This window comes from Nocardia acididurans (assembly GCF_016741815.1).
In the GTDB taxonomy this organism is placed as follows: domain Bacteria; phylum Actinomycetota; class Actinomycetes; order Mycobacteriales; family Mycobacteriaceae; genus Nocardia; species Nocardia acididurans.
The window spans coordinates 344,538-369,308 of sequence record NZ_JAERRJ010000002.1 but is presented as its reverse complement, the minus strand read 5'-3'; the positions used below and the strand labels follow the sequence as shown (position 1 = coordinate 369,308).

The following is a 24,771-nucleotide window of genomic DNA, read 5'->3' as shown; positions in this document are numbered from 1 at the left end:
AAGGAATCATGGGTGAGACCGAAATGGTCACAGCCGCAATCGAATTGGGGATCGATACCCGGATCACGTTGACGGCGGCCGGGCTGCTGTTCATCCTGGCCCTCCTCCTCGGCGTCTGGAAGTACCAGCAGATCCGCACCTCGCCCGACGCCACCGCGCACATCTACGTCGACATCGCGCACCGGGCCACGCTGCTGTACTCCTTCGCGACCCTGCTGCTCGCGGTCTTCACCGAACTCAGCGCCTGGCCGTCGGCGGTGAACCTCGCCGCCGACGCGGTGCTGCTGATCTTCTTCGTGGCCGCGATCGCGGCCTATATCGTGCACGGCTGGCGCCAGGACACCACCAACCAATTCCACGATCAGACCGGCAAGAGCGGCACCCACATCGCGATGGTCGCGCTGATCGTGGGAGAGGTCGGCGGCTTCCTGGTGCTGTTCACCGGATTTCTTGCGGGACAGTTCTAGGCGTGAGTCCGGCCAGGGCCTGCGGGAGCGGGCCCTCGTGCAGGACGCCGAGACGCTGCGTGGCGCGGGTCAGGGCGACATACAGTTCGGCCGCGCCGCGCGGGCCGTCGGCCAGGATGCGTTCCGGATCCACCACCAGCACGGCGTCGAATTCGAGGCCCTTGGTCGCGGACGCGGGCACCGTGCCCGGCATCCCGGGCGGGCCGATCACGATGCTGGTGCCCTCGCGGCCCGCCTCCTCCCGCACGAATTCCGCTATGGCCGAGGGTATTTCGGCCGAGGTGAGCTCCTCGGTCCACGGCTGGACCCCGCAGGCGCGCACCGACTCCGGAGCCCGCACCTCCGGCGCGAACTCGGCGAGCACCGCCGCGGCGACCGCCATGATCTCGGCCGGGGTGCGGTAGTTCACCGTCAGCGACCGGTAGACCCAGCGGCCCGGCACATACCGGTCGAACATATCGCCCCACGCCGTGGCCCCGGCGGCCGAGCGGCGCTGCGCGAGATCGCCCACCACCGTGAACGATTTGCTCGGGCAGCGGCGCATGAGCACCCGCCAGTCCATCGCCGACAGTTCCTGCGCCTCGTCGACCACGATGTGGCGGTAGGTCCAATCCCGGTCCGCCGCAGCGCGTTCGGCGAGGTCGCGGGTATCGCGTTCGACGAACCGCTCGGCCAGATCCTCGGCGTAGAGCAGGTCGGTGGCGAACAGGTGATCCTCGTCGTCCATATGGTCCTCACGGCTGACCATGAGATCCAGCACGCCCGCCGCGTACGCGGCCTCGGCCTTGGCCTCCCGCTCGGCGGAATCATCGGCGCGCTTGTCGGGGCCGAGCAGATCGAACAGCTCGTCCAGCAGCGGCACATCCGACACCGTCCACGCGGAGCCCTCCGCGCGATACAGCGCCTCGCTCGCACCGGCCGCCCGCAACCGATCGTGCGACGAGAACAGTTCCGCCAGTAACGTTTCCGGGGTCAGGATCGGCCACAGCTGATCGATGGCCGCGGTGAACGTCTCGTTCTCGGCCAGCTCCGTGAGCAGATCCTCGCGCATCTGCTCCCAGGCTTCCTTGTCGTCGCGCGTCAGCCAGCCCTTGCCGATCCGGGCGATGGCCCGCTCGGTGAGCACATAGGTGACGATCTCGAGGAAGGTCGCGCGCGCCTCGTTGTGCGGGCGGTCGCTCTTGCGCGCCTCCTCGCGCGCCCACTCGGCGGTGGCGGCGTCGATGCGCACCGTGGCATCGGAGAGCTCGATGGTGATCGGCTCCTCGGGCAGCCGCTGCCGATCCGCCACCGCGGCCGCCAGCACCTCGAGAACGGCCAGCGAACCCTTGAGCCGCGCGGCCTCCGGCTCGTCCTCGGCGGTGACCCGCAACCCCGGCACGAACTCACCCGCGGTCATGAACACCACATTGGATTCGCCCAGCGACGGCAGCACCCGGCTGATGTGGTTGAGGAACGCCGGATTCGGCCCGACCACCAGCACGCCGTGCCGTTCCATCTGCTTGCGCTGGGTGTAGAGCAGGTAGGCGACGCGATGCAGCGCCACCACCGTCTTCCCCGTGCCCGGACCGCCCTCGATCACCAGCACGCCCGGATGCTCGAGCCGGATGATCTCGTCCTGCTCGGCCTGAATGGTCGCGACGATATCGCGCATACCCTCGCCGCGCGGGGCGTTCACCGCCGCCAGCAGGGCCGCGTCACCGCGCTCGCCCTGGCCCGGGCGGCCGAACACCTCATCGGTGAAGTCCACCAGATTCCGTCCGCGCGAATGGAATTGGCGACGGCGCACCATATTCTCGGAATTCGCGCCGGTGGCCGTGTAGAACGGCCGGGCGGCCGGTGCGCGCCAGTCCAGCAGCAGGGTGTCGAATTCGTTGGCCTCGTCGAAGATGCCGATGCGCCCGATGTAGGAGTGCTCGCCGGTCACGCTGTCCAGGCGGCCGAAGCACAGCCCGTTGTCGGCCACATCCAGGCGCTTGACCTCGCGGCCGAGCGCGCGCACTTCGACATCGCGGTCCACCAGCGTGACGCCCTTGTCCCGCAGTGCCGCGTTGTAATGTCCCCGCACTCGCGCGCGCTCGGCGTCGAGGCGCGCGTACAGTCCGGCCACATAGTCCTGCTCGGACCGCAGTTCGTTCTCGTACCCGTCAGTCGGCACGTGTCCCTCCCATTTCCGCAGGTTCTGGCCTCGGCGGACGATTGTGCGCCATGACCCGGGCCTTGCCGCAAGCCCCCGGGTCGGGTATAGATTGGATATAGGAAAGGACGCGACGCGTACTTTCCTTTTTCGTTTCCGCTACTTCTCGGCCGCGATGATCAGCTCTTCCAGCGAGTGGATCACCGTGACACCGGCCTCGGCGACGCTCCCGCTCTTCGAACGATCCAGCCAATGTGCCCGCAGCCCGGCATCTCTCGCGCCGAGGCCGTCCACGTCGTAGCGGTCGCCGACATAGGCGACCTGTTCGGGCGGCAGGCCGAGCAGTGCGCACCCCGCGTGGAAGATACTCGGATCCGGTTTGGCCGCACCGTATTCCGAGGAGCACAGGATGGCCTCTCCGAAATGGTCGAGCAGGCCCACGGCTCGCAGTTTGCCGGTCTGGTAGGCCAGTGACGAGTTCGACACCACGCCCAGCGCGACGGTTCCGCTGAACTTGCCGAGTGCCGGTGCGACATCGGCGAAGGCCCGCCAGGTGGTGTCGCGCAGGGTGGCGTAGCCGTCGAACCAGCCGGCGGTATCGCTGCCGGTGACGCCGATATGGGCGAGGAAACGCTCGGTCCGCAGCAATTGCTGGCCCCGGAAGGTCAGCTCGCCCGCCAGGTAGCGCGGGTACAGCTCCTCCTCGAGTGCGAGCCACAGCGCGGCCGCCGTCTCCGGTGACTCGAACCGATCGAGCAACTCCTGTGCGGCCAGGTGGCCGACCACCGCCGTGCGTGCCGAGGCCGCGTAGTCGATCAGGGTGTCGTCGATATCGAAGAGAATGCCGCGAATCGTCACCGATCCACGCTACCGGGCCGGGTGCCGACAACCACGGTGGCTCCCAGCTCCTCGTCCTCGGCGACGCGGGGGAGCAGGCCGTGGCCCCGCATGATCCGCATCGCCGCTGGTGCCTGCTCCTCGCTCTCCTCCACCAGGAGGTGGCCGCCCGGCGCGAGCCACCCGGTGGCCACGGCGGCAATGCGGCGGAGAACGTCGAGCCCGTCCGCGCCGCCATCCAGGGCGCTGCGCGGTTCGTGGTCGCGGGCCTCGGGCGGCATGTGCGCGATCTCACCCGACGGCACGTACGGGGTGTTCGCCAGCAGAATGTCTACTCGCCCACGCAGTTCGGCGGGGATCGGGTCGAAGAGGTCGCCCGCGAACACCTGTGCGCCGAGCGGTTCGAGATTGCGGCGCGCGCAGTCGACGGCGGCGGGTTCGATATCGGAGGCGGTGAGCCGCACCGCGATTCCCGCCGCGCCGAGCTCGCGCGCCAGCGTCAGGCCCAGCGCCCCGCAGCCGCAGCACATGTCCAGCACGACCAGCGGCCGGTCCTGCCGGTGAATCAGCCTGCGGCCGAGGCCGATCGCCTGCTCGACGAGAAAGCTCGTCCGCTGCCGGGGTACGAACACCCCCGGCGCCACCGCGACCCGGATACCGCGAAATTCGGCCCAGCCCAGCAGATGTTCCAGGGGGAAACCGGAAATACGCTGGGCGACAAGAAATTCCAGCTGCTCGGGATCGGCCGTGGCGGTCTGCAGCAGTTCGGCTTCCTCTTCCGCGAAGACGCAGCCGGCCGCGCGCAGCCGGGTGACCAGGGTGGCGGTATCGGAAGAACTCACCGCGACATTGTGCCCGTCACCTGCCTTGGCGCCGGTATCGCGGTCGGCGTGCTGTGGGTCACCCATGCCCGTAGATCCTTGACTGAAAATTCAGTCAGCGACTACAGTCGCTGTTGCCAGCCGGTCGCTCGACCCATCGGGGTGAGACCGGGTACGACTGAGGGAGAGAAGTAATGCGACGGCGCACGTTCGTACACACGAGCCTGGCCGCCATCGGCGGCCTGCTGCTGGCAGGTTGCGACGACAAGTCTCAACCGGCCACGGTCGGCACCGGCGGACACGACGACGGGAGAGAGTGGATGATGCCCGAGGAGGGGCAGCTCCATGCGCGCACGTGGATGGCGTTCGGCGCGACCGAGCGGATCTGGGGTGCGGAGCTGCTGCCCGAGGTGCAGCGCAACCTCGCCACCATCGCCACCACCATCGGCCGGTTCGAACCGGTGTCCATGCTGGTGCGGCCCGGCGAGATGGGCCTGGCCCAGAGTCTCATGGGCGGATCGAATGTCGAGCTGATCCCCGCCGAGATCGACGATCTGTGGATCCGCGATACCGGACCGGTTTTCGTCGGCAGCGGAAACACGAGGGCCGGAGTGGATTTCAACTTCAACGGCTGGGGTGGGAAGCAGGAGCACCGGCGTGACGCCGGGGTCGCCCGGTTCGTCACCGGCCGCGCCGGAGTCGAAACGCTGGAAACCGATCTCGTCCTCGAGGGCGGCGGCATCGAGGTCGACGGTGAGGGCACCGCGATCATCACCGAGAGCTGCGTGCTCAACAACAACCGCAATCCGGGCTGGAAGAAGCGCGATGTCGAAGAAGAACTCGCCTACCTGCTGGGCATCGAGAAGGTGATCTGGCTGCCCGGCATCGCGGGCGAAGACATCACCGACGGGCACACCGACTTCTACGCCCGGTTCGCCCGTCCCGGTGTGGTCGTGGCCGGGCTCGACAACGATCCCGACTCCTACGACTACGACGTCACCCGCACACATCTCGACATCCTGCATTCGGCCACCGATGTGCACGGCCGCCCGCTGCAGGTGGAGGTGCTCGAAGGCCCGTCGACCGTGCGCGAGAAGTTCGCTGCCGACGACTTCGCCGCCGGGTACATCAACTTCTACGTGTGCAACGGCGCGGTCATCGCCCCCGAGTTCGGGGACCCCGATACCGATCCGGCCACCCGCGAGACGCTCGAGCGGCTGTTCCCGGATCGCGAAGTGGTGCAGATCGATATCGACGCCGTCGCCGCGGGCGGCGGTGGCATCCACTGCACCACCCAGCAGGAACCCGCTGCCTGACAGGCGATCTCGGATGCGGAACGTGAAACCGCCGATGCGCGAGCGCATCGGCGGTTTCCGGTACCGAAATATGGTGTGCCGCTCAGCGTTCGGTCGGCAGCAGCAGCGTGCGAGTGGCATCCAGGTAGATGCCGCGCTGGCCGCTGCGCGCGGGCGGGGGCAACTGGGAGACCAGCTGTTCCAGCGAGGTGGTCGCGCCGACCACCGGCATCCCGGCCACGATGAAATCCGCCACCGCACGGCGGATGTGGTTGGGGGAGGTGACCACGATGGCGCTGGTGGCGCCGCGCTCACGCAGCAGCTTGCTGCCGAACAGGGCGTTCTGCACGGTGGATCCGGCCCGGTGATCGGCCACGATCCGGCTCGCCGGAATGCCGCGCCCGATCAGCCAGCCCTCCATGGCCGCCGCCTCGGTGATGCCGTTCTGCGGATTGCCGCCCGACACCAGAATCGGCGACAGCGGTGAGGCGATGGCCTGTAACCAGGCCGCCTGCAGGCGGTTCACCAGTTCGGGGCGCATGCTGCCGTCGGGCAGCAGGCCGTAACCGCAGACGGCGATGCCGGTCTGCGGGCCGGCGATGGCGGGAATCGGATTCGGCAGGGTGCCGATGGCGGAACCGATGGCGTGGAACACATTTCGCGTGCCGTCGGCCAGTTTCGGATCGATGCCGTTGAGGCGGTTCAGGGCCACCTCGCGGGTGATGAGATCACCGGAGTAGTCCGACCAGATGGCCTGCAGGGCGAGCGCCTGCGCGTCGTCGGGGGATTCGGAGAGCAGGGCGCGCAGGTCGGCGAGGCCCGCGGCCTCGTCACCCTCGGTGAAATTGTCCTGCGCGGAGTTGTAGAGCGGTGTGGGATCCGCGTGTGCGGCGCCCGGAGCGAACAGGGTGAGCGCGGTGGCCGCCGCGACGAGCACGGTGGTGGGGAAACGCCTTGCTATCTGCACTGCTGTCGACACCTTTCGTGAGGGTCACGCATGCTTTGCTGGCTATCTGCGTCCTTTGCTGACTATTGGCTCGGTACCGAATGGGGACACGATACGACTGGACAGCGCTCGTGTAAGGGATTTGCCGAAGTGATTTCCCCGGTTTGAACCGGCACGCTGCTGGGAACGCGTGCGCGACGCGCCGCGCGCGAGGGGTGCGAGTGCGCGAGATAGGCTGTGATCCCGTGGATACGACTTCGCTTCCCGGCAAGGAACTCGCCGCCGCCATCAACGCCGACACCAAGCAGCGCGCCGCCGCGCTCGCCGAGCAGGGCATCGCACCGCGCCTGGCCCTGGTGGTCGCGAACGACGATCCGGCCAGCGCCTGGTACGTGAAGTCGCTCAACCGCGCCGCCGAACGCAATGGAATCACCTGCGAGAACGTCGATCTCGGCGTGGACGCCACCATCGAGCAGATCCGCGCCAAGCTCACCGAGCTCTCCACCGACCCCACGGTCGACGCCATCATGCTGCAGACCCCGCTGCCCAAGGGCGTCAACCTCGACGACGTCAGCTCCGCCATCGCCGCCCCCAAGGACGTCGACGGCGTCAGCCCCCTGTCCCTCGGCCTCCTCGCGAGCGGCCTGCCCACCTTCCCGCCCGCCACCGCCGAAGCCGTCGTAGAACTGGCCAAGTTCCACGCCATCCCGCTGTCCGGCCGCCACGTCGCCGTGGTCGGCCGCTCCAACATCGTCGGCAAGCCGCTGGCTCAGCTCCTGCTGGCCGAGAACGCCACCGTCACGGTCTGCCACTCCCGCACCACCGACCTCCCCGCCGTCACCTCGGCCGCCGACGTCGTGGTCGCCGCCGTGGGCCGCGCGGGCCTCATCACCGCCGACCACGTCCGCGCGGGCGCGACGGTCATCGACGTAGGCACCAACGAGGACGACAACGGCAACATCACCGGCGACGTCGACGCCGACTCCGTCACCGGCAAGGCCGCCGCCCTCAGCCCCGTCCCCGGCGGCGTAGGCCCCGTCACCACTGCCCTGCTCATGCGCCACGTGGTCCAGGCCGCTGAATCCGCCCGCGCCTGAACGGTTTTCATCGGGTGAGTGATCGCTCGAGGGCGGTTCGCCCCGTTCTTCCTCTCCGATGAAGGGGGGCCTCGAGGCGTGTGCCTCGAGGCCCCCCTTCATCGTGGGGGTGTGGGGGCTTTGCCCCCTCCACCTGCCCTCACCAGTGCAAGGTGACCGGATCTCCGATACTCACCTCGTTGTAGAACCACTCCGCGTCGGCGGGCGACAGGTTGATGCACCCGTGGCTCACGTTCGCGTACCCCTGCGAATCGACCGACCAGGGCGCGGAGTGCACATACACCCCACCCCAGGTCAGCCGCTCGGCGAACTCACCCTCGATGAGATACCCCTCGGGTGAACTCAGCGGGATGCCGATCGTGCGCGAATCGAAGGTGATGCTGCGCTCGCGCGACAGCACCGGGAACGTCCCCGACGGCGTCTCCCATCCGGGTTTCCCGAACGACGCGGGCATGGTCCGCACGGCGACGCCACCGATGTACACGGTGAACGTGTGATTCGACATGTCACCATCGGCGCTCACCCCGCCGTTGGTCTGGAATTGAGTGTGCAGGCGGCCCGCAGACACCGAGATGGGTGCCGAGGCGGGTAGGTATCCGGCCGGAGTCCACATCACTTGCCGGTCGTTCACCCAGGAGAAGTGCCCGGACAGGGGTCGGTCGGCGCGGATGTCGACGGCCCGCTCGGCGCGGGCTCTGTCGGCCACCGGTTCCGCGTAGCGCACCGTGACGGGTGCGGATATTCCGACCGTTTCGCCGGGCCCCGGCGTAATCGCCTGCACCGCCGGGAGACCGGGGGCCACGAGCGCGGCGCTCGCGACTCCGAACCCGAATGCGGCGGCCGTCGCGAGCACGACTGCGACGACGAGGAAACGAAGCGTGTTCCGCATGGTTCCATCCCTTCGAGAGGGTGTGGGTCCTGAGTCCTCAGCCTATGGCTTCATGATCAGTCCCATCCGGAAATGTTCTCGCTTCGTGACCTACCCCTCGGCGTGTGGACTATGCATCGCCCCGGCGTGCCGGTAGGCGATCGTGATTCCGCGTGACCTACTTGGTGATGGCGGCGACGACGTCGTCGTGCAGGGCGTCGGCGCGGGCGATGACCTCGTCGATCTGGGTGAGGACGGGCTCGAATTCCGCGCCCGCGCCGGTGCCCAGGGAGGCCACGTTGATGGCGATATTGAGCTGCGAGCTGGCGGCGGCCGAGCGCGCGCAGTCGGCGGCCGCGCCGATGTCGGTGACCACGTTGGGGTTGCCGATGGGCAGCAGTTCGGTTGCGAGGGAGAGGATTTCGTCGGCCTCGGCGACCACGGCGGCGGGCACGCGGGCCGCGCCGAGCAGGGCGGCGGTGATGGCCTCGGTGCGGGCGGCCTGCTGCTCCTCGGTGTCCTTGGGCAGCTTGTAGGCATTGCCGACGGCGGTGAACGCGGTGGCGTCGGCATCGGCCAGCAGCAGGGCGCGGGCGCGCGAGGCGTCGGCCGCGCCGATGATGCGCTCGATGACGGGCTGGTGCTCGGCGTCCTTGGCGCGGGTGGTGTAGCGCGCGACCATGGCGATCAGCGCCGCGCCCTGGGCGGCGTGCAGGGCCGCGACCGCGCCGCCGCCGGGGGCGGGGACCTTGGCGGCGAGCTGATCCAGGTAACCCAGCAGTGTCGACTCACCGAAGGTGGTGCTGGCCTGCGCGGTGTCCTGAGTCATGATCGATGGCCTCCCGTGAATCACGTGCGAAGTATGTGCGGTTCGGCGAACACGCTACCGGCTCACCGGAACTCGATTACCCGCAGGTCCGGGCGGGCACACCCGGCGTCCGGGTCGGGTTGATCACAGGCGGGCGGGCGGGGCCGGGCGCTGTGCGTTGGCGTCCGGCCAGTATGTAAGGTCCGGTACATGCGTATCGGATTGTCGATCAACTACACCGACGGCTTCAAAGAGGTGGCCGCCGAGGTCGCGGACCTCGAACGGGCCGGTCTCGACATCGTTTTCGTGCCGGAGGCGTACTCGTTCGACGCCGTCAGCGCGATCGGCTACCTGGCCGCCAAGACCGAGCGGGTCGAGCTGGCCTCGGGCATCATGCAGCTCTACACCCGCACGCCCACGCTGACCGCCATGACCGCGGCCGGTCTGGACTACGTCTCCGACGGCCGCTTCATTCTCGGGCTGGGCGCGTCGGGCCCCCAGGTGATCGAGGGCTTCCACGGCGTGCAGTACGACGCCCCGATCGGGCGCACCCGCGAGGTGCTCGAGATCTGCCGCAAGGTGTGGAAGCGCGAGCGCCTGGAGTACCAGGGCAAGTACTACACGATCCCGCTGCCCGAGGGGCAGGGCACCGGGCTGGGCAAGTCGCTCAAACTCATCAATCACCCGGTGCGCGAGGACATTCCGGTGCTGCTGGCGGCGCTCGGCCCGAAGAACGTGGAGCTGGCCGCCGAGATGGCGCAGGGCTGGCAGCCCATCTTCTACCTGCCGGAGAAGGCGGGCGACGTGTGGGGCGATTCGCTGAAAGCCGGTCTGGCCAAGCGTGATCCGAAGCTCGGCGACCTCGAGGTGTTCGCCGGTCCGGCGCTGGCGATCGGCGACAATGTGGAGCCGCTGCGCGAATTCGTGAAGCCGCATCTGGCGCTGTACATCGGCGGTATGGGTGCGAAGGGCAAGAACTTCTACCACACCCTGGCCACCAAGTACGGCTACGGCGCCGAGGCCGATCGCATCCAGGAGCTGTACCTGGCGGGCAAGAAGGACGAGGCCGCCAAGGCCGTGCCGGACGATCTGGTGCGCGATGTCTGCCTGATCGGGTCGGCGGGCTTCGTCAAGGAGCGGGTCGCCGCCTTCCGTGAGTCCGGCGTCACCGTGCTGAACGTGGTGCCCCTGGCCGCCACCCCCGCCGAGCGTGTGAAGCTCATCGAGCAGCTGCGCGAACTGGTGTAGTCAGGGTTCGTCGCGCGGGGCCGAACGGCCCTGCGCGGGAACCTCTTTCGAGCTGCCATCGAGTATTCGACGGCAGCTCGTTTCAGTTTGTGCGCAACGCGGCGATGGCCTCGTCGAGGACCGCGTGCAGTGCGAACACCTGGTCCAGGCTGGTCATTTTGAGTTGGCGGCTGGTGGCGGGCCCGTCGGCCACGACGGCGATCTTGGTGCCACCGGCCCGCTGATGGGCCGCGACCAGGGCCGCCATCCCCGCCGAGGCGAGGAAGCTGACCTTGGACAGATCGATGACGAAGGCGGCGGGTTGCCCGCCGAGCACCGCATCGATCGCGTTCTCCAGCGCGGGGGCGGTGGCCAGATCGACCTCGCCGCTCACGCTGAGCACGGTGACACCATCGGACACCGTGACCGTGGTGGTCATGGCGTCGGCGAGGGGGTACGCGTCTCCGGAAGTGTTGGTCACATCAGAACAATCTGCCACGATCGGTCCCTTCTCGCTGCATCCTGGCCAACTCGGTATCGCTCCGATAGCTGTCCGCGTCGTGAAAACCCCAGCTACCGTTGCATTTCCGAGTTATTTGAATATTTCATGTCGAAATCCCCGAATGTCGGGGTTCTCGCCGGCCGCGCCCCGGCGGGCCGTCTCATATCCGGGTCGCCGCCGAGAATGTCACCGCGGGCAGCTTTACCGACATCCGCACCCGGGTGCCCGGTCCGTCGTGATCGATGTCCATCTGGTCGGTGAGCGCCTTCATCATGGCGATGCCGCGCCCGCGATGCCCGGGATCGGCGGGCAGCGGCCGCCACACGCCCGCATCGGACACCTCGATGGTGAGGGTGTCCAGATCGCAGTGGGCGGTCAGCGTGACCTGGCCGCGGTCGCCGCCCAGATAGGCGTGCTCGATGCTGTTGGTGCAGGCCTCGTTGGCGGCGGCGATGAGATCGATGGCGGTGTCGTGCGGAACCGCGGCGGCGGCCAGCCAGGACCGCAGTTCGCGCCGAATGCTCGACAGTTGCTGAGCGTCGGCGCGGACCTCCACCCGCAGGGTCCGCGGCGGCTGCCGGTAGACGACCATGGCGACGTCGTCGTCGTAACCCCCGGTGGGGCGCAGCCGCGACAGCACCGTGTCGGCCACTTCGCGCGGCAATTGCCCTGCCACCCCGGACAATTCGTCCGCGAGCTCGTCGAACCGCTCGCCGATGTCGACGCCGCGCTGCTCGACCAGGCCGTCGGTGAACAGCACCAGGGTGGAGCCGGGGGCCATGGCGGTGGTGGCCTCCGGGCGGCGCGGCGGGTCGAAGGTGGCCAGCGGCACCGCGCGCCCGCCTTCGAGAAGCCTTCCGCGCCTGCCGGGTTCGGCCAGGATGGGCGGCATGTGCCCGGCGCTCGAATAGCGCACCAGCCCGCGTTCGGGGTCCAGGATGGCCGCGCACACCGTGGTGCACATGGCCCCGGGAATCCGCGCGGCCACGGTGTCGAGTTCGGCCAGCAGCTGCGCCGGACCCGCGCCGCGCAGCAGCAGTGCTCGTGCGGCGGTGCGCAATTGGCCCATCACCACGGCCGCGGACAGACCGCGACCGACGCAGTCGCCGACCACCACGCCGATGGTGCCGTTGGGCAGCCGCACCACGTCGTACCAGTCGCCGCCGATCTCCAGCGGCGGCAGCGCCGGTTCGTAGTGCACGGTGAAGCGGGGCGGCAGTTCGATCGGCCCCAGCATGGCGCGCTGCAGGGTGAGCGAGGTGGAGCGGGCCTGATCGAAGTTGCGGGCGCGCTGCACCGCCAGGCTCAGATGCCCGACCAGCAGGGAGAACAGCGCCCAGTCGCCGGGGGTGATGGCGCGCGGCGCGGCGAAGCGCAGCCACAGCGCGGAATCCCCGGCCTCGCCCAGGGGCGCGACGATGCCCTCGGAGCTGGAATCCCCTTCGGGGATGGCGAACATGGTGCGTCCGGGCCGCAGCCGGGCGCGATCGAGCAGGGCGCGGGCGCGGGCGTCGAGCACCTGCCGGGTCTCGGCGCCCGCCGGAATACCGGACGGTCCGCCGAGCACGCTGGTGCGTTCCCGGGTGCGCCGGATGGGTTCGGTGTAGGTGGTGTCGTCGGCGCGGCGGACCGCGGTGGTGCCGTGCTGGACGGCGTCGAACCAGCCCTCGTCCGGATTCGGTTTGTCCTCGGAGACATAGAGTTCCGGCCCGGTGTGCCGGTTGGGCCACACCGACACGACGGCGGCCTCGGCGCCGACGGCGCGGCGCAGTTCCTCGAGCCCGACGGTGAGCACCTCGACCACGCTGGTGGCCGCGCCGACCGCGGTGGCCAGCCGGGAGACGGCCTGATCGCGGGCCTGTGCGTCGTGTTCGGCGGTGACGTCGCGGATGGTGCCGACGAAGATGCGTTCGCCGTTCTCGGGTTTCACCAGGGAACTGGTGCTCACGGCCAGCCACAGCCGGCGTCCGTCGCGATGCTGGATGGGCATGACGAAGCGGGCGGCATCGGTGCCGAGGTCCGGGTACCGGGGTGCTTCGGGGGCGGTCCACGGGTGGGGGAGGGCATACGGCACGCCGTCGGGTCCGTAGCCGGTGAGCCCGCCGAACGCCGAGTTCACCTCGACCAGCGTGCCCTGTGCGTCGACGACGAAGAATCCGTCCTGCAGCGATTCCACCAGCGCGGTGCGGAAGGCGTCGCGTCCGGCGAGATCGTCGGCGCGGGAACGCTGTTGCTCGTAGCGCCGGGTGCCGTCGAGGAAGCCGCGGGTGGCCACGTCGAGTGCCGCCATGGTCTGCAGCAGGAATTCCAGCGCCGCCTCGGACCGCTCGGTGCCGTCCGAATGCGGCAGCAGCCCTTCCCATTCCAGGATTCGGAAATGGTGCTCGGTGAGATCGAGAATGCTGACGCCCTCGACCAGTGCGCGCCTGCCCAGTTCATAGCCCTCGGCGAGGGTGTTCTGATTCGGTGCGCGCAGATGCGCCCGCAGTGCGGCGGTGTACGCCTCGCGGAATGCCGCGAGCACCGCGCTCATGCCGCGTCCATCCGGCATGGGCGGGCCTGCGTGGTGACGCGGGCTGCCGTCTCCGGCCCCTGACCGTTCATGCCGCTGCCCTCATCGTTGAAGACCGCCACGAGTGTCATTCCAAGCCCCAGCCGTTCATGACGGACCGTCCGAATGTGCGGGTAACGCATGGGAACTGGTATGCCCACGATGGCGGGCCGCCAAAACAAGAGCATCGTCAGTGTCCTTGGCATGGCGGGCCAGGATTTCGGCGGTGATCTCGGAGGTCGGCTTGGCCAGATCGATGGCGTCGGCGAAATCGCTGGTGATGCCGTCGGTGGACATGAGCAGCAGATCGCCGGGCCGCACCGGCACGGTCTGCGATTGCAGATTCGGCGGCAGCAGATAGCCCACGATGCCGCCGGACAGCAGGGCGGCCGCTCGCACCGCCGGTTTACCGGGAGCCGCCGCCACCACCCGGGAGTCGACATTGCCGACGCCGAGCCAGTGCAGTCGATCACCGGAGTCGAAGAGCGCCAAACTGACGGCGGCGCCGCGGGTATCGGCCATGGCGCGGTGGCACAGCAGGATGAGCACATCCAGTGGTTCGGCCCGGTTCTCCGAAAGCACCTGTGCCGCACGGTCGGCCGCGTCGGCCGCGGCCGCGCCGTGCCCGAGCCCGTCCAGGACCGCGAAGAGCACCGAGCCGCCGCCCGCGTCGAGAATGACCGACCGGTCACCGGATACTCGCTGCCCGGGTAGTGCGCGACCGGCGACGGCCCATTCGACCGTGCCGATGAAACCGTCCTCACGCACCGGTGGGCACCCACTTCCACATTTCGACGAGAGTGCCTTGGCCAGGCGTGGATTTGATGATGAGGCCGTCCATGAGGCGACGCGCCCCCGGGAGTCCGAGGCCCAGGCCGCGTCCGGTGGAGTAGCCGTCCTCCAGGGCCCGGTCGATGTCGAGGATGCCTGGTCCCTGGTCCTGTGCCTGCACCACCATGGAGCGGCGACCGTCCCGGTCCTGGATCATGAGCCGGATCTCCCCGGTGCCGGCGTAACTGGTGATGTTGCGGGCCACTTCGGAGATGGCCGTGGCGATCATGGTGCGGTCGGACAGCGAGAAGCCGAGTTCGGCTGCCAACTCGAGCCCCGCCTGCCGTGCGGTGACGATGTCGTTGGACACCTTTACCGCGATCACCACGCTCTCAGCGGCCACGATCACGACCGTCTCGTCGACTGCGGTCGGGGACTTGCCGATTGAGCCAGGCCAGTCCTTCCTCGAGGTCGAGGGCGGTATGCATGTCCTCGAAGGTCAAACCGAGTTGGACCATGGCGAACGCGACTTCGGGCTGCAGGCCCACGATGACCGTTTCCGCGCCGCGAAGCTTGGTCATGTGGGCGATGGTACGCAGCGATCTGGCGGCGAAGGAGTCCATTACGTCAATTGCGGTGAGATCGACGATGATTCCCTGAGCCCGGTACTTGCTGACGTACTTCATCAAGTCGTCCTGCAAGGACTCGGTATCGGCGTCGGTGAGTGCCGATTGCACCGACGCGATGAGATAGGTGCCCTGCTTCAGAATGGGTACCGGCATCTGCGGATTCCCGGGTTACCTTCCGGCGTCGCGGTCGGTGACGCGCGAAACCTCGTAGCCGAGCAGGCGTTCCGCCTCTTCGATACCGCCCTGGAGGTCGCCGACGGCGTTCATCTTGGACAGGTCCAGGCCGATGGTCACCAGCGTGAGCGCGATCTCCGAGGACAGGCCGGTGATGATGACGCTCGCACCCATCAGGCCCGACGCGTCCACGGTCTGCACCAGGTGGTTGGCCACGGTGGAGTCGATGGCCGGCACACCGGTGATGTCGATGACGACCACCTTGGCGCGGTTGGCGCGGATGGCGCGCAGCAGCTGTTCGGTGAGCTGGCGGGCGCGCTGTGAGTCGAGCACGCCGATGATGGGGAGGATCAGCAGCTGCTCGCGCACCTGGAGCACGGGCGTGGACAGCTCGCGGATGGCTTCCTGCTGCTGGCGGATGACGCGCTCGCGCTCCTGCACGAACGACACGCCCACGGTGTTGGCGATGCGGTTGGCGGCCGGTTCGTAGGCGTCCAGCACCTGGTTCAGCAGTTCGAAATTCGTCTGGTACTTCTCGAACAGCGAGCGCGCCAGCACATCTCGGAGCAGCAGCACGATGCCGAGGACCTCGTCGGTTTCGACGCCTCGGGGGATGATGCGTTCGGACAGGTCGCGGGCGTAGGCCTGCAGGGCTTCGACGCTACCGGTCTCGAGCACCTCGACGTAGTTGTCGAAGATCGAGGTGGCCTCGGAGAAGATCTCCTCCGGGGTCATGGCGGTGAGCAGCTGGGCGTCGGTAATGCGACGCGCCCACTCTTCGCGCAGTTCGGTGCGGTTCTGCCGCAGGTGCTCGACCAGCTGCGGGAGCAGATTGTCGACGGAACCCGCGGGCAGCGAATTCGCCGAGAGGTGGTCGATGGACGACACGTCGGACATGGAAACTCCTGCCCCTTTCGCCAAGGCCAGGTCGGATGCTCAACTTCTCGGTCGCCGAAGTTGCCGACCGTGTGCTCGGTGCCGACCGCCGTCGGAAGCCGGTGCCGAGCCTAGTCTTACCCAGTACCCGATGTCTGCCAAACCAAACGCCGGTGAATGCGGGTTTTCGTCAGCTGGGGTTCCGCGTCGCCGGTCTTCGATGGTGGGCGAGCAGCGTGTCGTAGATATCGGCGAGCGCCGCCAGCTGTCCCTTGTCGAGGACGTCGATCATGTGCCGGCGCACGCTGTCGACGTGCATGGGCGCGGCTCCGGCTAGTACCTGTTCTCCCTTGTCGGTGAGGCAGGCGGCGGTCCGGCGGGCATCGTCGGGCACCGATTCGCGGGCCACCAGCCCGCGCTTCTCCATCCGGGTGATCTGGTGCGAGAGCCGGCTCTGCGACCACTCCAGCACCGAGGCGAGTTCGGCGAAACTGCGTCGATGGTCGGGCGCGTCGGCCAGCCGGGCCAGCACCGTGTATTCCACATAGGTGAGGTTGGATTCGCGCAGGGAATCACGTCCGACCGCGGCGGCGATGAGGTCGCGGGTGAACACGAATCCCAGCCACGCACGTGTCTCGACATCATCGAGCCAACGGGGTTCGGTCACGGTTCCACTCCCGGGTTCTGATCCCATGCTAATTCCTCCCCACCGCGGACAAGCGCATCATCACAGGTAACACCGCCTCGGTTGAAGGTGCAACCTGTACCTGTCGGCCGCTCAGGCCGCTCGCCGTAGCGCGCTGATGTAGGCGAGCGAGTCCGCGGGCGATAGTGCCAGCTGGGCCAGCTGATCGGCGGCCTGCAGGTAGCGGTCGGTCTCCTGCGGCTGGTCGTGGCAGTGCGTGCCGGTCAGTTCGCGAACGCAGGCCAGATCGGGTAGGTGCGGGTCCGCGAAGCGGTGGTAGGTGAAGGAGTGGTCGATGGTGGCCGGGCCGCACCCGCGAGTCGGGAGCACCTGGACAACCAGGCGCGGACGTCGCGCCAGCTGCGACAGGTGGGTGAGTTGTGCCTGCCAGTCGGCGGATTCGGCGATGGGCCGCAGCAGTGCGGCCTCCTCGATGACCAGCCACAGGGTGGGCGCGTGCTCGGTGTTCAGGATCCACTGCCCGCGGATGCGGGCGTCGCGTAGGAGATCGAGTTCGTGGTCGGGTAGGTCGGGGTAGGTCAGGCTCAGCGCGGCGCGGGCGTAGGCGGGGGTCTGCAGCAGCTCCGGGATGGCGGCGGTCTCGTAGCGCCGGATCAGCCGGTGGCGGGCGAGATCCAGCAGATGCTGCAGTCCGCCGCCGTCGGGTCCGCCGGAGGTGTCGGGCCACCACGGGTTGTGCACGCTGCGCCCCCAGGCCAGATATCGCGGATGCTCCCGGGGCGGAACCCGATACTGGCACAGCAGTTTCGAGACGTCGCTCTCCAGGAACCGGCTGCGCCCGGACTCCAATCGGCTGATCTTGGAGGGGTTGAAGTAGAGGTTGTTGCCCGTGCGCTGCTGGGTGATGTGCGCCGCCAGGCGCAGCCGCTTGAACTCCGCGCCCAGGATGGCGGGCAAAGCCCTTGGCTTCCTGAGGGTTTGGACTCGGCCCGGCTTCGTCATCCGGCGCCGGCGGGTGGTGGGCGGGATGGTCACGCACCGAGTCTGGCACGGTCGGGCGTCGCGGGCACCGGGTTCGTGCATGCAGATGCAAGTGCAAATGCGCGTGCAGACCTCGGCGTGCCGGAACCGCGCTGCCGGGAGAACGGCGCGGTGGCCGGTGCGCGGGCGTAGGGATCGGCCGCCCTCGGGCGGCTCGGCGGCGCTCGGTATTGTCGTTCTGCTTGAACCGTTGGCTGACAGCCCCCAGCCCTGCTCGAGGAGTGCGACTAGTGACCGCGCCTGATTTCCTGTACTCGGATCTGCTGCCGATCGGTGCCGATGACACGCCGTACCGGCTGCTCACCACCGAGGGGGTCAGCACGTTCGAGGTCGGCGGGCGCACCTTCCTGCAGGTGGAGCCCGAGGTGCTGCGCATGCTGACCGCCGAGGCGATGCACGACATCAGCCACTACCTGCGGCCCGCGCACCTGGCGCAGCTGCGCAAGATCATCGACGATCCGGAGTCGAGCGGCAACGACCGGTTCGTCGCGCTGGATCTGCTGAAGAACGTGAACATCTCCGCCGGCGGGATCCTGCCCATGTGCCAGGACACCGGCACCGCCATCGTGATGGGCAAGAAGTCCGAGGGCGTGCTCACCGGCGTCGACGACGCGGAATGGATCTCGCGCGGCGTGTTCGACGCGTACACCAAGCTGAATCTGCGCTACTCGCAGCTCGCGCCGGTGACCATGTGGGACGAGAAGAACACCGGCAACAACCTGCCCGCGCAGATCGAGTTGTACTCGGACGCCGGGAATCCCGCGCATCCGGCGTACAAGTTCCTGTTCATGGCCAAGGGTGGCGGGTCGGCCAACAAGTCGTTCCTGTACCAGGAGACCAAGGCCATCCTGAACCCGGATCGCATGCTGGAGTTCCTCGACGAGAAGATCCGCTCGCTCGGCACCGCGGCCTGCCCGCCGTACCACCTGGCCGTCGTAATCGGCGGCACCAGTGCGGAATTCGCGTTGAAGACCGCGAAATACGCCTCGGCGCACTACCTGGACAATATGCCGACCGAGGGTTCCATGGCGGCGCACGGCTTCCGGGATCTCGAACTCGAGGAGCAGGTGTTCAAGCTCACCCAGGAGTTCGGCATCGGCGCGCAGTTCGGCGGCAAGTACTTCTGCCACGACGTGCGGGTCATCCGCCTGCCGCGGCACGGCGCGAGCTGCCCGGTGGCCATCGCGGTGTCGTGCTCGGCGGACCGGCAGGCCCGCGCCAAGATCACCCCGGAGGGCGTGTTCCTGGAGCAGCTCGAGCGCGAGCCCGCGCAGTACCTGCCGGAGCAGACCGACGAGATCCTCGGCGGCGACGTCGTGAAGATCGATCTCAACCGGCCGATGAACGAGATCCGCGCCGAACTGTCGAAATACCCGGTGAAGACCCGGCTTTCGCTGACCGGCCCGCTGGTCGTGGCCCGCGACATCGCACACGCCAAGATCAAGGACCTGCTCGACGAGGGCAAGCCCATGCCGCAGTACCTGCGCGATATGGCCGTCTACTACGCCGGTCCCGCCAAGACCCCCGACGGCTACGCCTCCGGCTCCTTCGGGCCCACCACGGCGGGCCGCATGGACTCCTACGTCGATCAGTTCCAGGCGGCGGGCGGCTCGTTCGTCATGCTGGCCAAGGGCAATCGCTCGGCCCAGGTGACCAAGGCGTGCAAGGAGCACGGCGGCTTCTACCTCGGCTCCATCGGCGGCCCCGCCGCGCGACTCGCGCTGGACTGCATCAAATCCGTCGAAGTTCTCGAATACCCTGAGCTCGGCATGGAAGCGGTCTGGAAGATCGAAGTCGAGGACTTCCCGGCCTTCATCGTCGTCGACGACAAGGGCAACGACTTCTTCGCCGAAACGCAGAAGCCGATCGCGCTGCGCGTGCGCACGCGGTCCAAGGAACGAGTCTGAGCCGGAGGCTGTCGAATGCGGGTGCAACGCCGGGCGGCAGCGATCATGCTGTGCGCGGGAGCAGGTCTGACCGGGGCCGTGCTGCCCGTCACCGCGATCGCCCCCGCAGCGCATGCGGCCCCGGCGGCGCCCGCTGAGCCCGGCGCAGCCGCTCCGGCGGCACCGGCCGAACCGGGTGCGTCGGCACCGGCAGGTCCGGCCTCGATTCCGGCATTCGCGGGGCCGATCACGGTCACGCGCGTGGATGCGGCGACGGTCGCGGCTCTGCTCGCGGACCCGGCGGCGCTTGCGGCCCTCCTCGTACCCGCCGAACCCGCCCTGCCGTCGGCCACCGCCATCGCGGGCACCGACGGCCTGGACCCGCAACTCGCCGCGGCCTACAACGCGGCCGCGGCGGAGGCACAGGCCCAGGGCGTTTCCCTGTACGTCAACTCCGGCTACCGCTCGCCCGCCGAACAGCAGGCCCTGTGGGAAGACGGCCTCGCCACCTACGGCAGCCCTGACGAAACCCGCAAGTGGGTCCTCCCGCCCGAGGAGTCCACCCACGTCTCCGGCCAGGCCATCGACGTGGGCCCGCGCTCCGGCGCGCAATGGCTCGAGGACAACGGGTACCGCTGGGGCCTGTGCCGCACCTTCGACAACGAGTGGTGGCACTTCGAACGCGTCACCGTCCCCGGCACCGCCTGCCCCGCCCGCGTCCCCGACGCCGCCCATCGCGGTACCCCCCAGCGCCCCGGCGACAACCCGAATGTCGTTGTCCCACCCGGCCTCCCGGCCCTGCCTCCCGAACTGCAGGCCCTGCTCTCCATGCTCGGCAGCAGCGTCCGCTAGCGCGGTTTCCACCGCCGGTGCGCGCGAACTTCGGTTGCGCGCGAGCGCCCCGGGTCATCCGGCAAGGGGCTGAAAGGATTTCGCGAGCCCGCGGCGTGAGGGCCGCCGGTGCGGGATGATCGGGGTATGCGAGTCGCCGCAGTACAGCTCGATGCCCGCCTCGGCGCGGTGGACGACAATCTCGCCGCGTGCGAACGCCTGGTCGCCGCGGCGTGTGCGGAGGGCGCGGAGGTGGTGGCGCTTCCCGAGTTCTTCACCACCGGAATAGGTTTCGTTCCCGAACTGGCGGAGGCCGCGCTGCCGCCGGACGGTGCGGCCACCGTCTTCCTCGCCGAAACCGCGCGGCGGCACGGGATCCATCTCGGCGGATCCTTCCTGTGCGACGATCCCGACGGCGAATGCCGTAATGCCTATCTGCTGGCGGGGCCGGACGGGCGGATCCTCGGGCGGCACGACAAGGATCTGCCGACCATGTGGGAGAACGCCTTCTACATCGGCGGGGATGATTCCGGCGTGATCGACACCGGTGCGGGATGGGCCGCGGGTGCGGTGGTGTGCTGGGAGTTCATGCGCACTCAGACCGTGCACCGGCTGTGCGGGGAAGTGGATCTGGTGGTCGGCGGATCGGGGTGGTGGTCGGTGCCCGGCAACTGGTACCCGGGTGCGCTGATGCGACAGCAGGAAGCCGGCAATGCCGCGAATGCGCGGCGCGCGGTGGCCGAGTTCGCGGGGCTGGTGGGCGCTCCCGTGGTGCACGGCGCGCACTGCGGATCGCTGTCGTGCCGGGTGGCGTTCGCCCCGCTGCCCTACCGCGGCCACTTCGAGGGCGGCGCGTCCGTCGTGGCGGCCGACGGAAGCACCCTGGCCTACCGCGACCACACCTCCGGCCCCGGTCATGTCATCGCCGAGGTGACGATAGGCAGTCAGCCGCCGATTGCCGTCCCGCCCAAGGGTTTCTGGTTACGTGATCGCGGCGCGGTCGCCGCCTTCGCCTGGCACGCCGACGGCGCGGCCGGTCGTCGCTGGTACCGAAAGCATCGGCGTGCCAAGGAGCCCACGCACGTCGCGCAGTAGTCTCCTGCCACGCTGCCACGCTGCCACGCTGCCACGCTGCCACGCTGCCACGCTGCCACGCTGCCACGCAGCCACGCAGCCACCCAGCCACCCAGCCACCCAGGCACCCAGCCACGCTGGACGGGTATGCGGTGTGCCGAGGTGGCCGACAGTCAGTGCGGGAGAGTGGATCTCGGTGACGGTTCAGGGCGGTGGGGTAGGTCTTCGGCCGGATTCCAGTTCCGCCAGGGCGGCTTTCGCGGGGCTGTGGCCGGTCTGTGCGGATTTGGCGTACACGCGTCTGGCGTCGTCGGTGCGGCCGTGCTTGCGCCAGTGGTCGCCGAGGGCCATGAGGGCGACCTTGTCGCCGTCGCGTTCGACCTCGCGGTAGAGGAGTTCGGCGTGGTGGTCCTCGTCGCGGGCTTCGTGGACGGCGGCGAGGTAGACCTTGCCGATGGTGTGGCCGTGGTCGACGTAGCGGCGGTACCAGTAGGCGGCCTGGCCGAGGTCGCCGGCGTTGAGGAACATGTGGCCGAGGGTGACCATCGAGAGGGTTTCACCGTTCTCGGAGGCTTTGCGGTACCAGCGTTCGGCTTCGGTACGCGCGCCGCGGTTTTCGAGGGCGCGGGCCAGGAAGTACATGGAGAGGGCGTCGTCGGTGGCGGCGGCCTGGCGCAGCAGGCGTTCGGCTTCGCCGCGGTCGCCGCGCTTCTGGTGGTCGCGGGCGCGGGCCAGCAGTTGTTTGACCTCCCGGCGGCGGCGTCCCGCGCCGGTGGTGCGCGGAACCTCCGCTGCCGGTGCGGGTTTCGGGGCGGCGGCGGTCGACTGGGTTGGCGCGGTGAGGATCTCCACGGCATGGGCGAGCGAGGGGCGCGCCTCGGGGCGTTTGTCCATGAGCCGGGTGATGAGCGCGGCGAGCGCTCCGGCGCGGGCGGGCGGGGGAGCGGTGCCGAACATGACCGCCTTCATGGTCCCCTGAATACTGGTGCGCCGGAACGGCGAGATCCCCTCCACGGCGTGGTAGAGCGTGACGCCGAGCGAGTACAGATCGCCCGCCGGGGTGTCGTCGCCGTCGATGCGTTCGGGCGCCATGTATTCGAACGAGCCGATGATCGTCTCTTTGGCGGTGAGCGTGTGATCGGAGTGATGCCGGGCGGTCCCGAAATCGGTGAGCAGCACCTCACCCTCGGCGGTGAGCAGAATATTGCCCGGTTTGATGTCCCGGTGGATCACGCCGACATCGTGCGCCGCCCGCAGCGCGTGCAGCAGCGCGGTGGCGACGGCGGTGGCCTGCGCGACGCTCAGCGCGCCCTCCGCGTCGAGCACCTGTTTGAGCGACCGCCCGGAGACCAGCCGCATGACGATCCACGGCGTGGCCCCGTCGGTGACCACATCGTGAACGGACACGATATTCGGATGGTTGCGCAGGCGTGCGGCATTGCGGGCCTCGCGTTCGGCCCGCGCCACCCGTTCGGCGTGCTCCTCGGGTGATTCGGAGGGCGGCAGCAGTACTTCCTTCACCGCCACGTCGACCCCGAGGCGCTCGTCGCGCGCCTTCCACACGGTCCCGAATCCGCCGCTGCCCAGCTGTTCGATCAGCCGATAGCGGCCCGCGAGCACCCAGCCGGGTTGTCTCTGCGCCGACATGAAGCTCCCAACGGTTCGATGCCCCAGCAACATTCGGAACGAGTCAACGGTACTCGAAGCCGGGTGCCGCCCGGGGGTGTCGGGCCGGGTGTGCCGTTCACCTGCGCGGATGAATTGTCTGATTCCGGAATCTGTCCGGTCACGTCCGGGCTCCGGGGAGTTCAACTGCCGAACCTACCGTCGGGTGACTGCAGGCCCCCGGCGGAGGAGTTGCCATGGTGGATCCGCGACTACGAGGAATGTGGCTGGCCAACGCCGCCACCGGCGCGGCGGCGGTGGCCGTCCGCGTGCAGCGCCCGGTGTTCGGCGCCGAGTTGCGCAGGGCCCGCACCGAATCGGTGGTGGCCTCGGATCTCGAGGTGGTCACCGTGACCGAACGTTCGGTGGTGCTGACCTGGACCAGCCGCGCGCGCACTCGCGCCGGCCGGTTGCGGCCGGTCCCGGCCGACACCGAGGTGCTGCTCGCCCCGGCGGACGGCCGGGCCGCGCCGCGCACCCGGTACTACGACGCCGGCCGCACCGCCTACCACTACGCCGAGCTCGACGGTCTGGAACCGGGCCGGTCCTATCGATTCGAAGCGTATTCGGACGGCTGTCGCGCCGTGCCCGCCCGCACCCTGGTGACGCGGCGCGCCGGAACCCCGGAGACGACAGGTGTTTTCACCACGCTGACCCCGCCGCCCGGCCGGCTGCTGCGCACCTTCGCGCTGGCCAACGACCTGCACTACGGCGAGGACAGTAGCGGGGTGCTGGTGGGCGGGGTGGCCGACGGGCTGCGGCACGACACCGAGCACTACCCGGAGTTCATGCTCGGGGCGATCCTGGACGATCTGCGCCTGCCCGATCGGGCGGTCGATCACCTGATCGTGGCGGGGGATCTCACCGATACCGGCACCAGGGATCAGTCGCTGGCGGTGCGGGCGCGGCTGGACGATTGGGGCGGGCTCGGCCGCGACTACTTCGTCTGTCGCGGCAACCACGATGTGGTGCAGTCCGGTCGCGGAGAAGACCACTGGGGCATGGTCTTTCATCCCCGGCAGCACCTGGTGGAGTACGCCGTGGGCGGTCTGCGGGTGGTCGGTCTCGACACCACCCGGGCGCGCGGCGCGGGCGGAACGCTCGACCGGGAGCAGCTCGAGCATTTCCGGGAGCTGCTGCGCGCCGAACCGGACCGTCCCACCCTGGTTTTCGGTCATCACCCGGTGACAACCCATGCGGCGGTGAGCAATCCGGGCGGCCCGGGTTTCGTGCTCGACCGGGTGAACGCCGCCGCGCTGCACGAGCTGTACCGCGCCGCACCGGGGGTGTTCCTGCAGCACAGCGGGCACACGCATCGCAATCGCGTCACCCGCGCGGATTCCGCGGTGGCGGTGGAGTTCCTGGAGGTGGCGGCGGCCAAGGAGTATCCGGGCGGATACACCCTGCTGCGCGTCTACGAGGGCGGCTACCTGGTGAACTTCTACAAGTCGCGGGCCCCGCGCGCCCGGCACTGGAGCACCCGCACCCGCCGCCAATTCCTGGGCCTGCACCCGGATCACGCGCTCGGCAGCTGCGCGGACCGCAATCACGCTGTGCTGCGCGACTTCTCGGGCCTGCACGCGCACTGAGACGGCCTTCGCTGGACGAAGGCCGCCGCAGCG

General features: G+C 68.9%; 23 protein-coding genes. 8 read left to right on the top strand and 15 right to left on the bottom strand.

Annotated features, from left to right (window positions below; all coding sequences use genetic code 11):
• Window positions 1–8: 8 nt before the first annotated feature.
• Window positions 9–467, top strand: coding sequence for a hypothetical protein (locus JK358_RS06070; RefSeq protein ID WP_232850822.1), 459 nt, complete (start codon window positions 9–11; stop codon window positions 465–467).
• Here the strand turns inward: JK358_RS06070 and helR are convergent.
• The 3 genes from helR to JK358_RS06055 all read right to left on the bottom strand — a co-directional run bounded on the left by helR (window position 439) and on the right by JK358_RS06055 (window position 4,349).
• Window positions 439–2,625, bottom strand: a complete 2,187-nt coding sequence (gene helR, locus JK358_RS06065) for an RNA polymerase recycling motor ATPase HelR (protein WP_201944615.1) — start codon at window positions 2,623–2,625, stop codon at window positions 439–441. The genes JK358_RS06070 and helR overlap by 29 nt on opposite strands.
• Window positions 2,626–2,763: 138 nt before the next feature.
• Window positions 2,764–3,462 carry an HAD family hydrolase gene (locus JK358_RS06060; protein ID WP_201944612.1) on the bottom strand — a complete coding sequence of 233 codons (699 nt, stop codon included), beginning with the start codon at window positions 3,460–3,462 and terminating at the stop codon, window positions 2,764–2,766.
• Window positions 3,459–4,349 (bottom strand): putative protein N(5)-glutamine methyltransferase, encoded by an 891-nt coding sequence (locus tag JK358_RS06055; RefSeq protein ID WP_201944610.1) that lies wholly within the window; start codon window positions 4,347–4,349, stop codon window positions 3,459–3,461. The genes JK358_RS06060 and JK358_RS06055 overlap by 4 nt, the downstream gene beginning before the upstream one ends.
• Window positions 4,350–4,456: 107 nt before the next feature.
• On the opposite strand from JK358_RS06055, the gene JK358_RS06050 reads away from it, so the two are divergent.
• Window positions 4,457–5,578, top strand: coding sequence for an agmatine deiminase family protein (locus JK358_RS06050; RefSeq protein WP_201944608.1), 1,122 nt, complete (start codon window positions 4,457–4,459; stop codon window positions 5,576–5,578).
• Between the two features lie 82 nt (window positions 5,579–5,660).
• Here the strand turns inward: JK358_RS06050 and JK358_RS06045 are convergent, their stop codons facing one another.
• Entirely contained in the window at window positions 5,661–6,536 is an 876-nt protein-coding gene (locus tag JK358_RS06045; protein WP_307817328.1) for a YdcF family protein, read from the bottom strand.
• A 212-nt stretch (window positions 6,537–6,748) separates the two neighbouring features.
• Between JK358_RS06045 and JK358_RS06040 the strand changes: the two genes are divergently transcribed.
• On the top strand, window positions 6,749–7,600 hold the full coding sequence (locus JK358_RS06040; RefSeq protein ID WP_201944604.1) for a bifunctional 5,10-methylenetetrahydrofolate dehydrogenase/5,10-methenyltetrahydrofolate cyclohydrolase: 852 nt from the start codon (window positions 6,749–6,751) through the stop codon (window positions 7,598–7,600).
• A 139-nt stretch (window positions 7,601–7,739) separates the two neighbouring features.
• On the opposite strand, the gene JK358_RS06035 is transcribed toward JK358_RS06040, so the two are convergent.
• Window positions 7,740–8,489 carry a L,D-transpeptidase gene (locus JK358_RS06035; protein WP_201944602.1) on the bottom strand — a complete coding sequence of 250 codons (750 nt, stop codon included), beginning with the start codon at window positions 8,487–8,489 and terminating at the stop codon, window positions 7,740–7,742.
• A gap of 157 nt (window positions 8,490–8,646) precedes the next feature.
• Window positions 8,647–9,297, bottom strand: a complete 651-nt coding sequence (locus JK358_RS06030; protein ID WP_201944600.1) for a cyclodeaminase/cyclohydrolase family protein — start codon at window positions 9,295–9,297, stop codon at window positions 8,647–8,649.
• A 189-nt stretch (window positions 9,298–9,486) separates the two neighbouring features.
• On the opposite strand from JK358_RS06030, the gene JK358_RS06025 reads away from it, so the two are divergent.
• Complete coding sequence (locus tag JK358_RS06025; protein WP_201944598.1) at window positions 9,487–10,524, top strand: LLM class F420-dependent oxidoreductase; 1,038 nt, start codon at window positions 9,487–9,489, stop codon at window positions 10,522–10,524.
• A gap of 82 nt (window positions 10,525–10,606) precedes the next feature.
• On the opposite strand, the gene JK358_RS06020 is transcribed toward JK358_RS06025, so the two are convergent.
• The 8 genes from JK358_RS06020 to JK358_RS05985 form a co-directional block, all read right to left on the bottom strand.
• Entirely contained in the window at window positions 10,607–10,942 is a 336-nt protein-coding gene (locus tag JK358_RS06020) for an STAS domain-containing protein (RefSeq protein ID WP_201945202.1), read from the bottom strand.
• A gap of 223 nt (window positions 10,943–11,165) precedes the next feature.
• The gene (locus JK358_RS06015; protein WP_201944596.1) at window positions 11,166–13,538 is read right to left on the bottom strand and encodes a SpoIIE family protein phosphatase; all 2,373 of its coding nucleotides are present in this window, start codon (window positions 13,536–13,538) and stop codon (window positions 11,166–11,168) included.
• 126 nt (window positions 13,539–13,664) lie between these two features.
• On the bottom strand, window positions 13,665–14,324 hold the full coding sequence (locus JK358_RS06010; RefSeq protein WP_201944594.1) for a SpoIIE family protein phosphatase: 660 nt from the start codon (window positions 14,322–14,324) through the stop codon (window positions 13,665–13,667).
• Window positions 14,317–14,730 (bottom strand): ATP-binding protein, encoded by a 414-nt coding sequence (locus JK358_RS06005; protein ID WP_201944592.1) that lies wholly within the window; start codon window positions 14,728–14,730, stop codon window positions 14,317–14,319. Before JK358_RS06005 ends, JK358_RS06010 begins: the two co-directional genes overlap by 8 nt.
• A complete protein-coding gene (locus tag JK358_RS06000) occupies window positions 14,720–15,109 on the bottom strand; it encodes an STAS domain-containing protein (protein ID WP_201944591.1) in 390 nt (129 codons plus the stop codon). Before JK358_RS06000 ends, JK358_RS06005 begins: the two co-directional genes overlap by 11 nt.
• Window positions 15,110–15,124: 15 nt before the next feature.
• A complete protein-coding gene (locus JK358_RS05995; RefSeq protein ID WP_201944589.1) occupies window positions 15,125–16,027 on the bottom strand; it encodes an STAS domain-containing protein in 903 nt (300 codons plus the stop codon).
• Window positions 16,028–16,196: 169 nt separating this feature from the next.
• Entirely contained in the window at window positions 16,197–16,673 is a 477-nt protein-coding gene (locus JK358_RS05990) for a MarR family winged helix-turn-helix transcriptional regulator (RefSeq protein WP_201944588.1), read from the bottom strand.
• Between the two features lie 111 nt (window positions 16,674–16,784).
• A complete protein-coding gene (locus tag JK358_RS05985) occupies window positions 16,785–17,609 on the bottom strand; it encodes a helix-turn-helix domain-containing protein (RefSeq protein WP_201944587.1) in 825 nt (274 codons plus the stop codon).
• Window positions 17,610–17,923: 314 nt separating this feature from the next.
• Between JK358_RS05985 and JK358_RS05980 the strand changes: the two genes are divergently transcribed.
• The 3 genes from JK358_RS05980 to JK358_RS05970 all read left to right on the top strand — a co-directional run bounded on the left by JK358_RS05980 (window position 17,924) and on the right by JK358_RS05970 (window position 21,505).
• Window positions 17,924–19,600: a fumarate hydratase gene (locus tag JK358_RS05980; RefSeq protein ID WP_201944586.1), complete on the top strand. Its 1,677-nt coding sequence runs from the start codon at window positions 17,924–17,926 to the stop codon at window positions 19,598–19,600.
• Between the two features lie 15 nt (window positions 19,601–19,615).
• Complete coding sequence (locus JK358_RS40745) at window positions 19,616–20,431, top strand: M15 family metallopeptidase (protein ID WP_443677899.1); 816 nt, start codon at window positions 19,616–19,618, stop codon at window positions 20,429–20,431.
• 126 nt (window positions 20,432–20,557) lie between these two features.
• A complete protein-coding gene (locus JK358_RS05970; RefSeq protein ID WP_201944585.1) occupies window positions 20,558–21,505 on the top strand; it encodes a carbon-nitrogen hydrolase family protein in 948 nt (315 codons plus the stop codon).
• Between the two features lie 183 nt (window positions 21,506–21,688).
• Here the strand turns inward: JK358_RS05970 and JK358_RS05965 are convergent, their stop codons facing one another.
• The gene (locus JK358_RS05965) at window positions 21,689–23,131 is read right to left on the bottom strand and encodes a serine/threonine-protein kinase (RefSeq protein WP_201944584.1); all 1,443 of its coding nucleotides are present in this window, start codon (window positions 23,129–23,131) and stop codon (window positions 21,689–21,691) included.
• Between the two features lie 215 nt (window positions 23,132–23,346).
• Here JK358_RS05965 and JK358_RS05960 point away from each other — a divergent pair, with 215 nt between their 5' ends.
• Complete coding sequence (locus JK358_RS05960; protein WP_201944576.1) at window positions 23,347–24,738, top strand: metallophosphoesterase family protein; 1,392 nt, start codon at window positions 23,347–23,349, stop codon at window positions 24,736–24,738.
• The last annotated feature ends 33 nt before the right edge of the window (window positions 24,739–24,771 follow it).

What these genes read in the sequence shown, in the direction of transcription:
- JK358_RS06020 (WP_201945202.1), bottom strand. Translation starts at nt 10,942, where the DNA reads ATGACCACCACGGTCACGGTGTCCGATGGTGTCACCGTGCTCAGCGTG.
- JK358_RS40745 (WP_443677899.1), top strand. Translation starts at nt 19,616, where the DNA reads ATGCGGGTGCAACGCCGGGCGGCAGCGATCATGCTGTGCGCGGGAGCA.
- JK358_RS05995 (WP_201944589.1), bottom strand. Translation starts at nt 16,027, where the DNA reads ATGTCCGACGTGTCGTCCATCGACCACCTCTCGGCGAATTCGCTGCCC.
- JK358_RS06070 (WP_232850822.1), top strand. Translation starts at nt 9, where the DNA reads ATGGGTGAGACCGAAATGGTCACAGCCGCAATCGAATTGGGGATCGAT.
- JK358_RS05965 (WP_201944584.1), bottom strand. Translation starts at nt 23,131, where the DNA reads ATGTCGGCGCAGAGACAACCCGGCTGGGTGCTCGCGGGCCGCTATCGG.
- JK358_RS05970 (WP_201944585.1), top strand. Translation starts at nt 20,558, where the DNA reads ATGCGAGTCGCCGCAGTACAGCTCGATGCCCGCCTCGGCGCGGTGGAC.
- JK358_RS06035 (WP_201944602.1), bottom strand. Translation starts at nt 8,489, where the DNA reads ATGCGGAACACGCTTCGTTTCCTCGTCGTCGCAGTCGTGCTCGCGACG.
- JK358_RS06000 (WP_201944591.1), bottom strand. Translation starts at nt 15,109, where the DNA reads ATGCCGGTACCCATTCTGAAGCAGGGCACCTATCTCATCGCGTCGGTG.
- JK358_RS05960 (WP_201944576.1), top strand. Translation starts at nt 23,347, where the DNA reads ATGGTGGATCCGCGACTACGAGGAATGTGGCTGGCCAACGCCGCCACC.
- JK358_RS06055 (WP_201944610.1), bottom strand. Translation starts at nt 4,349, where the DNA reads ATGGGTGACCCACAGCACGCCGACCGCGATACCGGCGCCAAGGCAGGT.
- JK358_RS06015 (WP_201944596.1), bottom strand. Translation starts at nt 13,538, where the DNA reads ATGAGCGCGGTGCTCGCGGCATTCCGCGAGGCGTACACCGCCGCACTG.
- JK358_RS06050 (WP_201944608.1), top strand. Translation starts at nt 4,457, where the DNA reads ATGCGACGGCGCACGTTCGTACACACGAGCCTGGCCGCCATCGGCGGC.
- JK358_RS06025 (WP_201944598.1), top strand. Translation starts at nt 9,487, where the DNA reads ATGCGTATCGGATTGTCGATCAACTACACCGACGGCTTCAAAGAGGTG.
- JK358_RS06030 (WP_201944600.1), bottom strand. Translation starts at nt 9,297, where the DNA reads ATGACTCAGGACACCGCGCAGGCCAGCACCACCTTCGGTGAGTCGACA.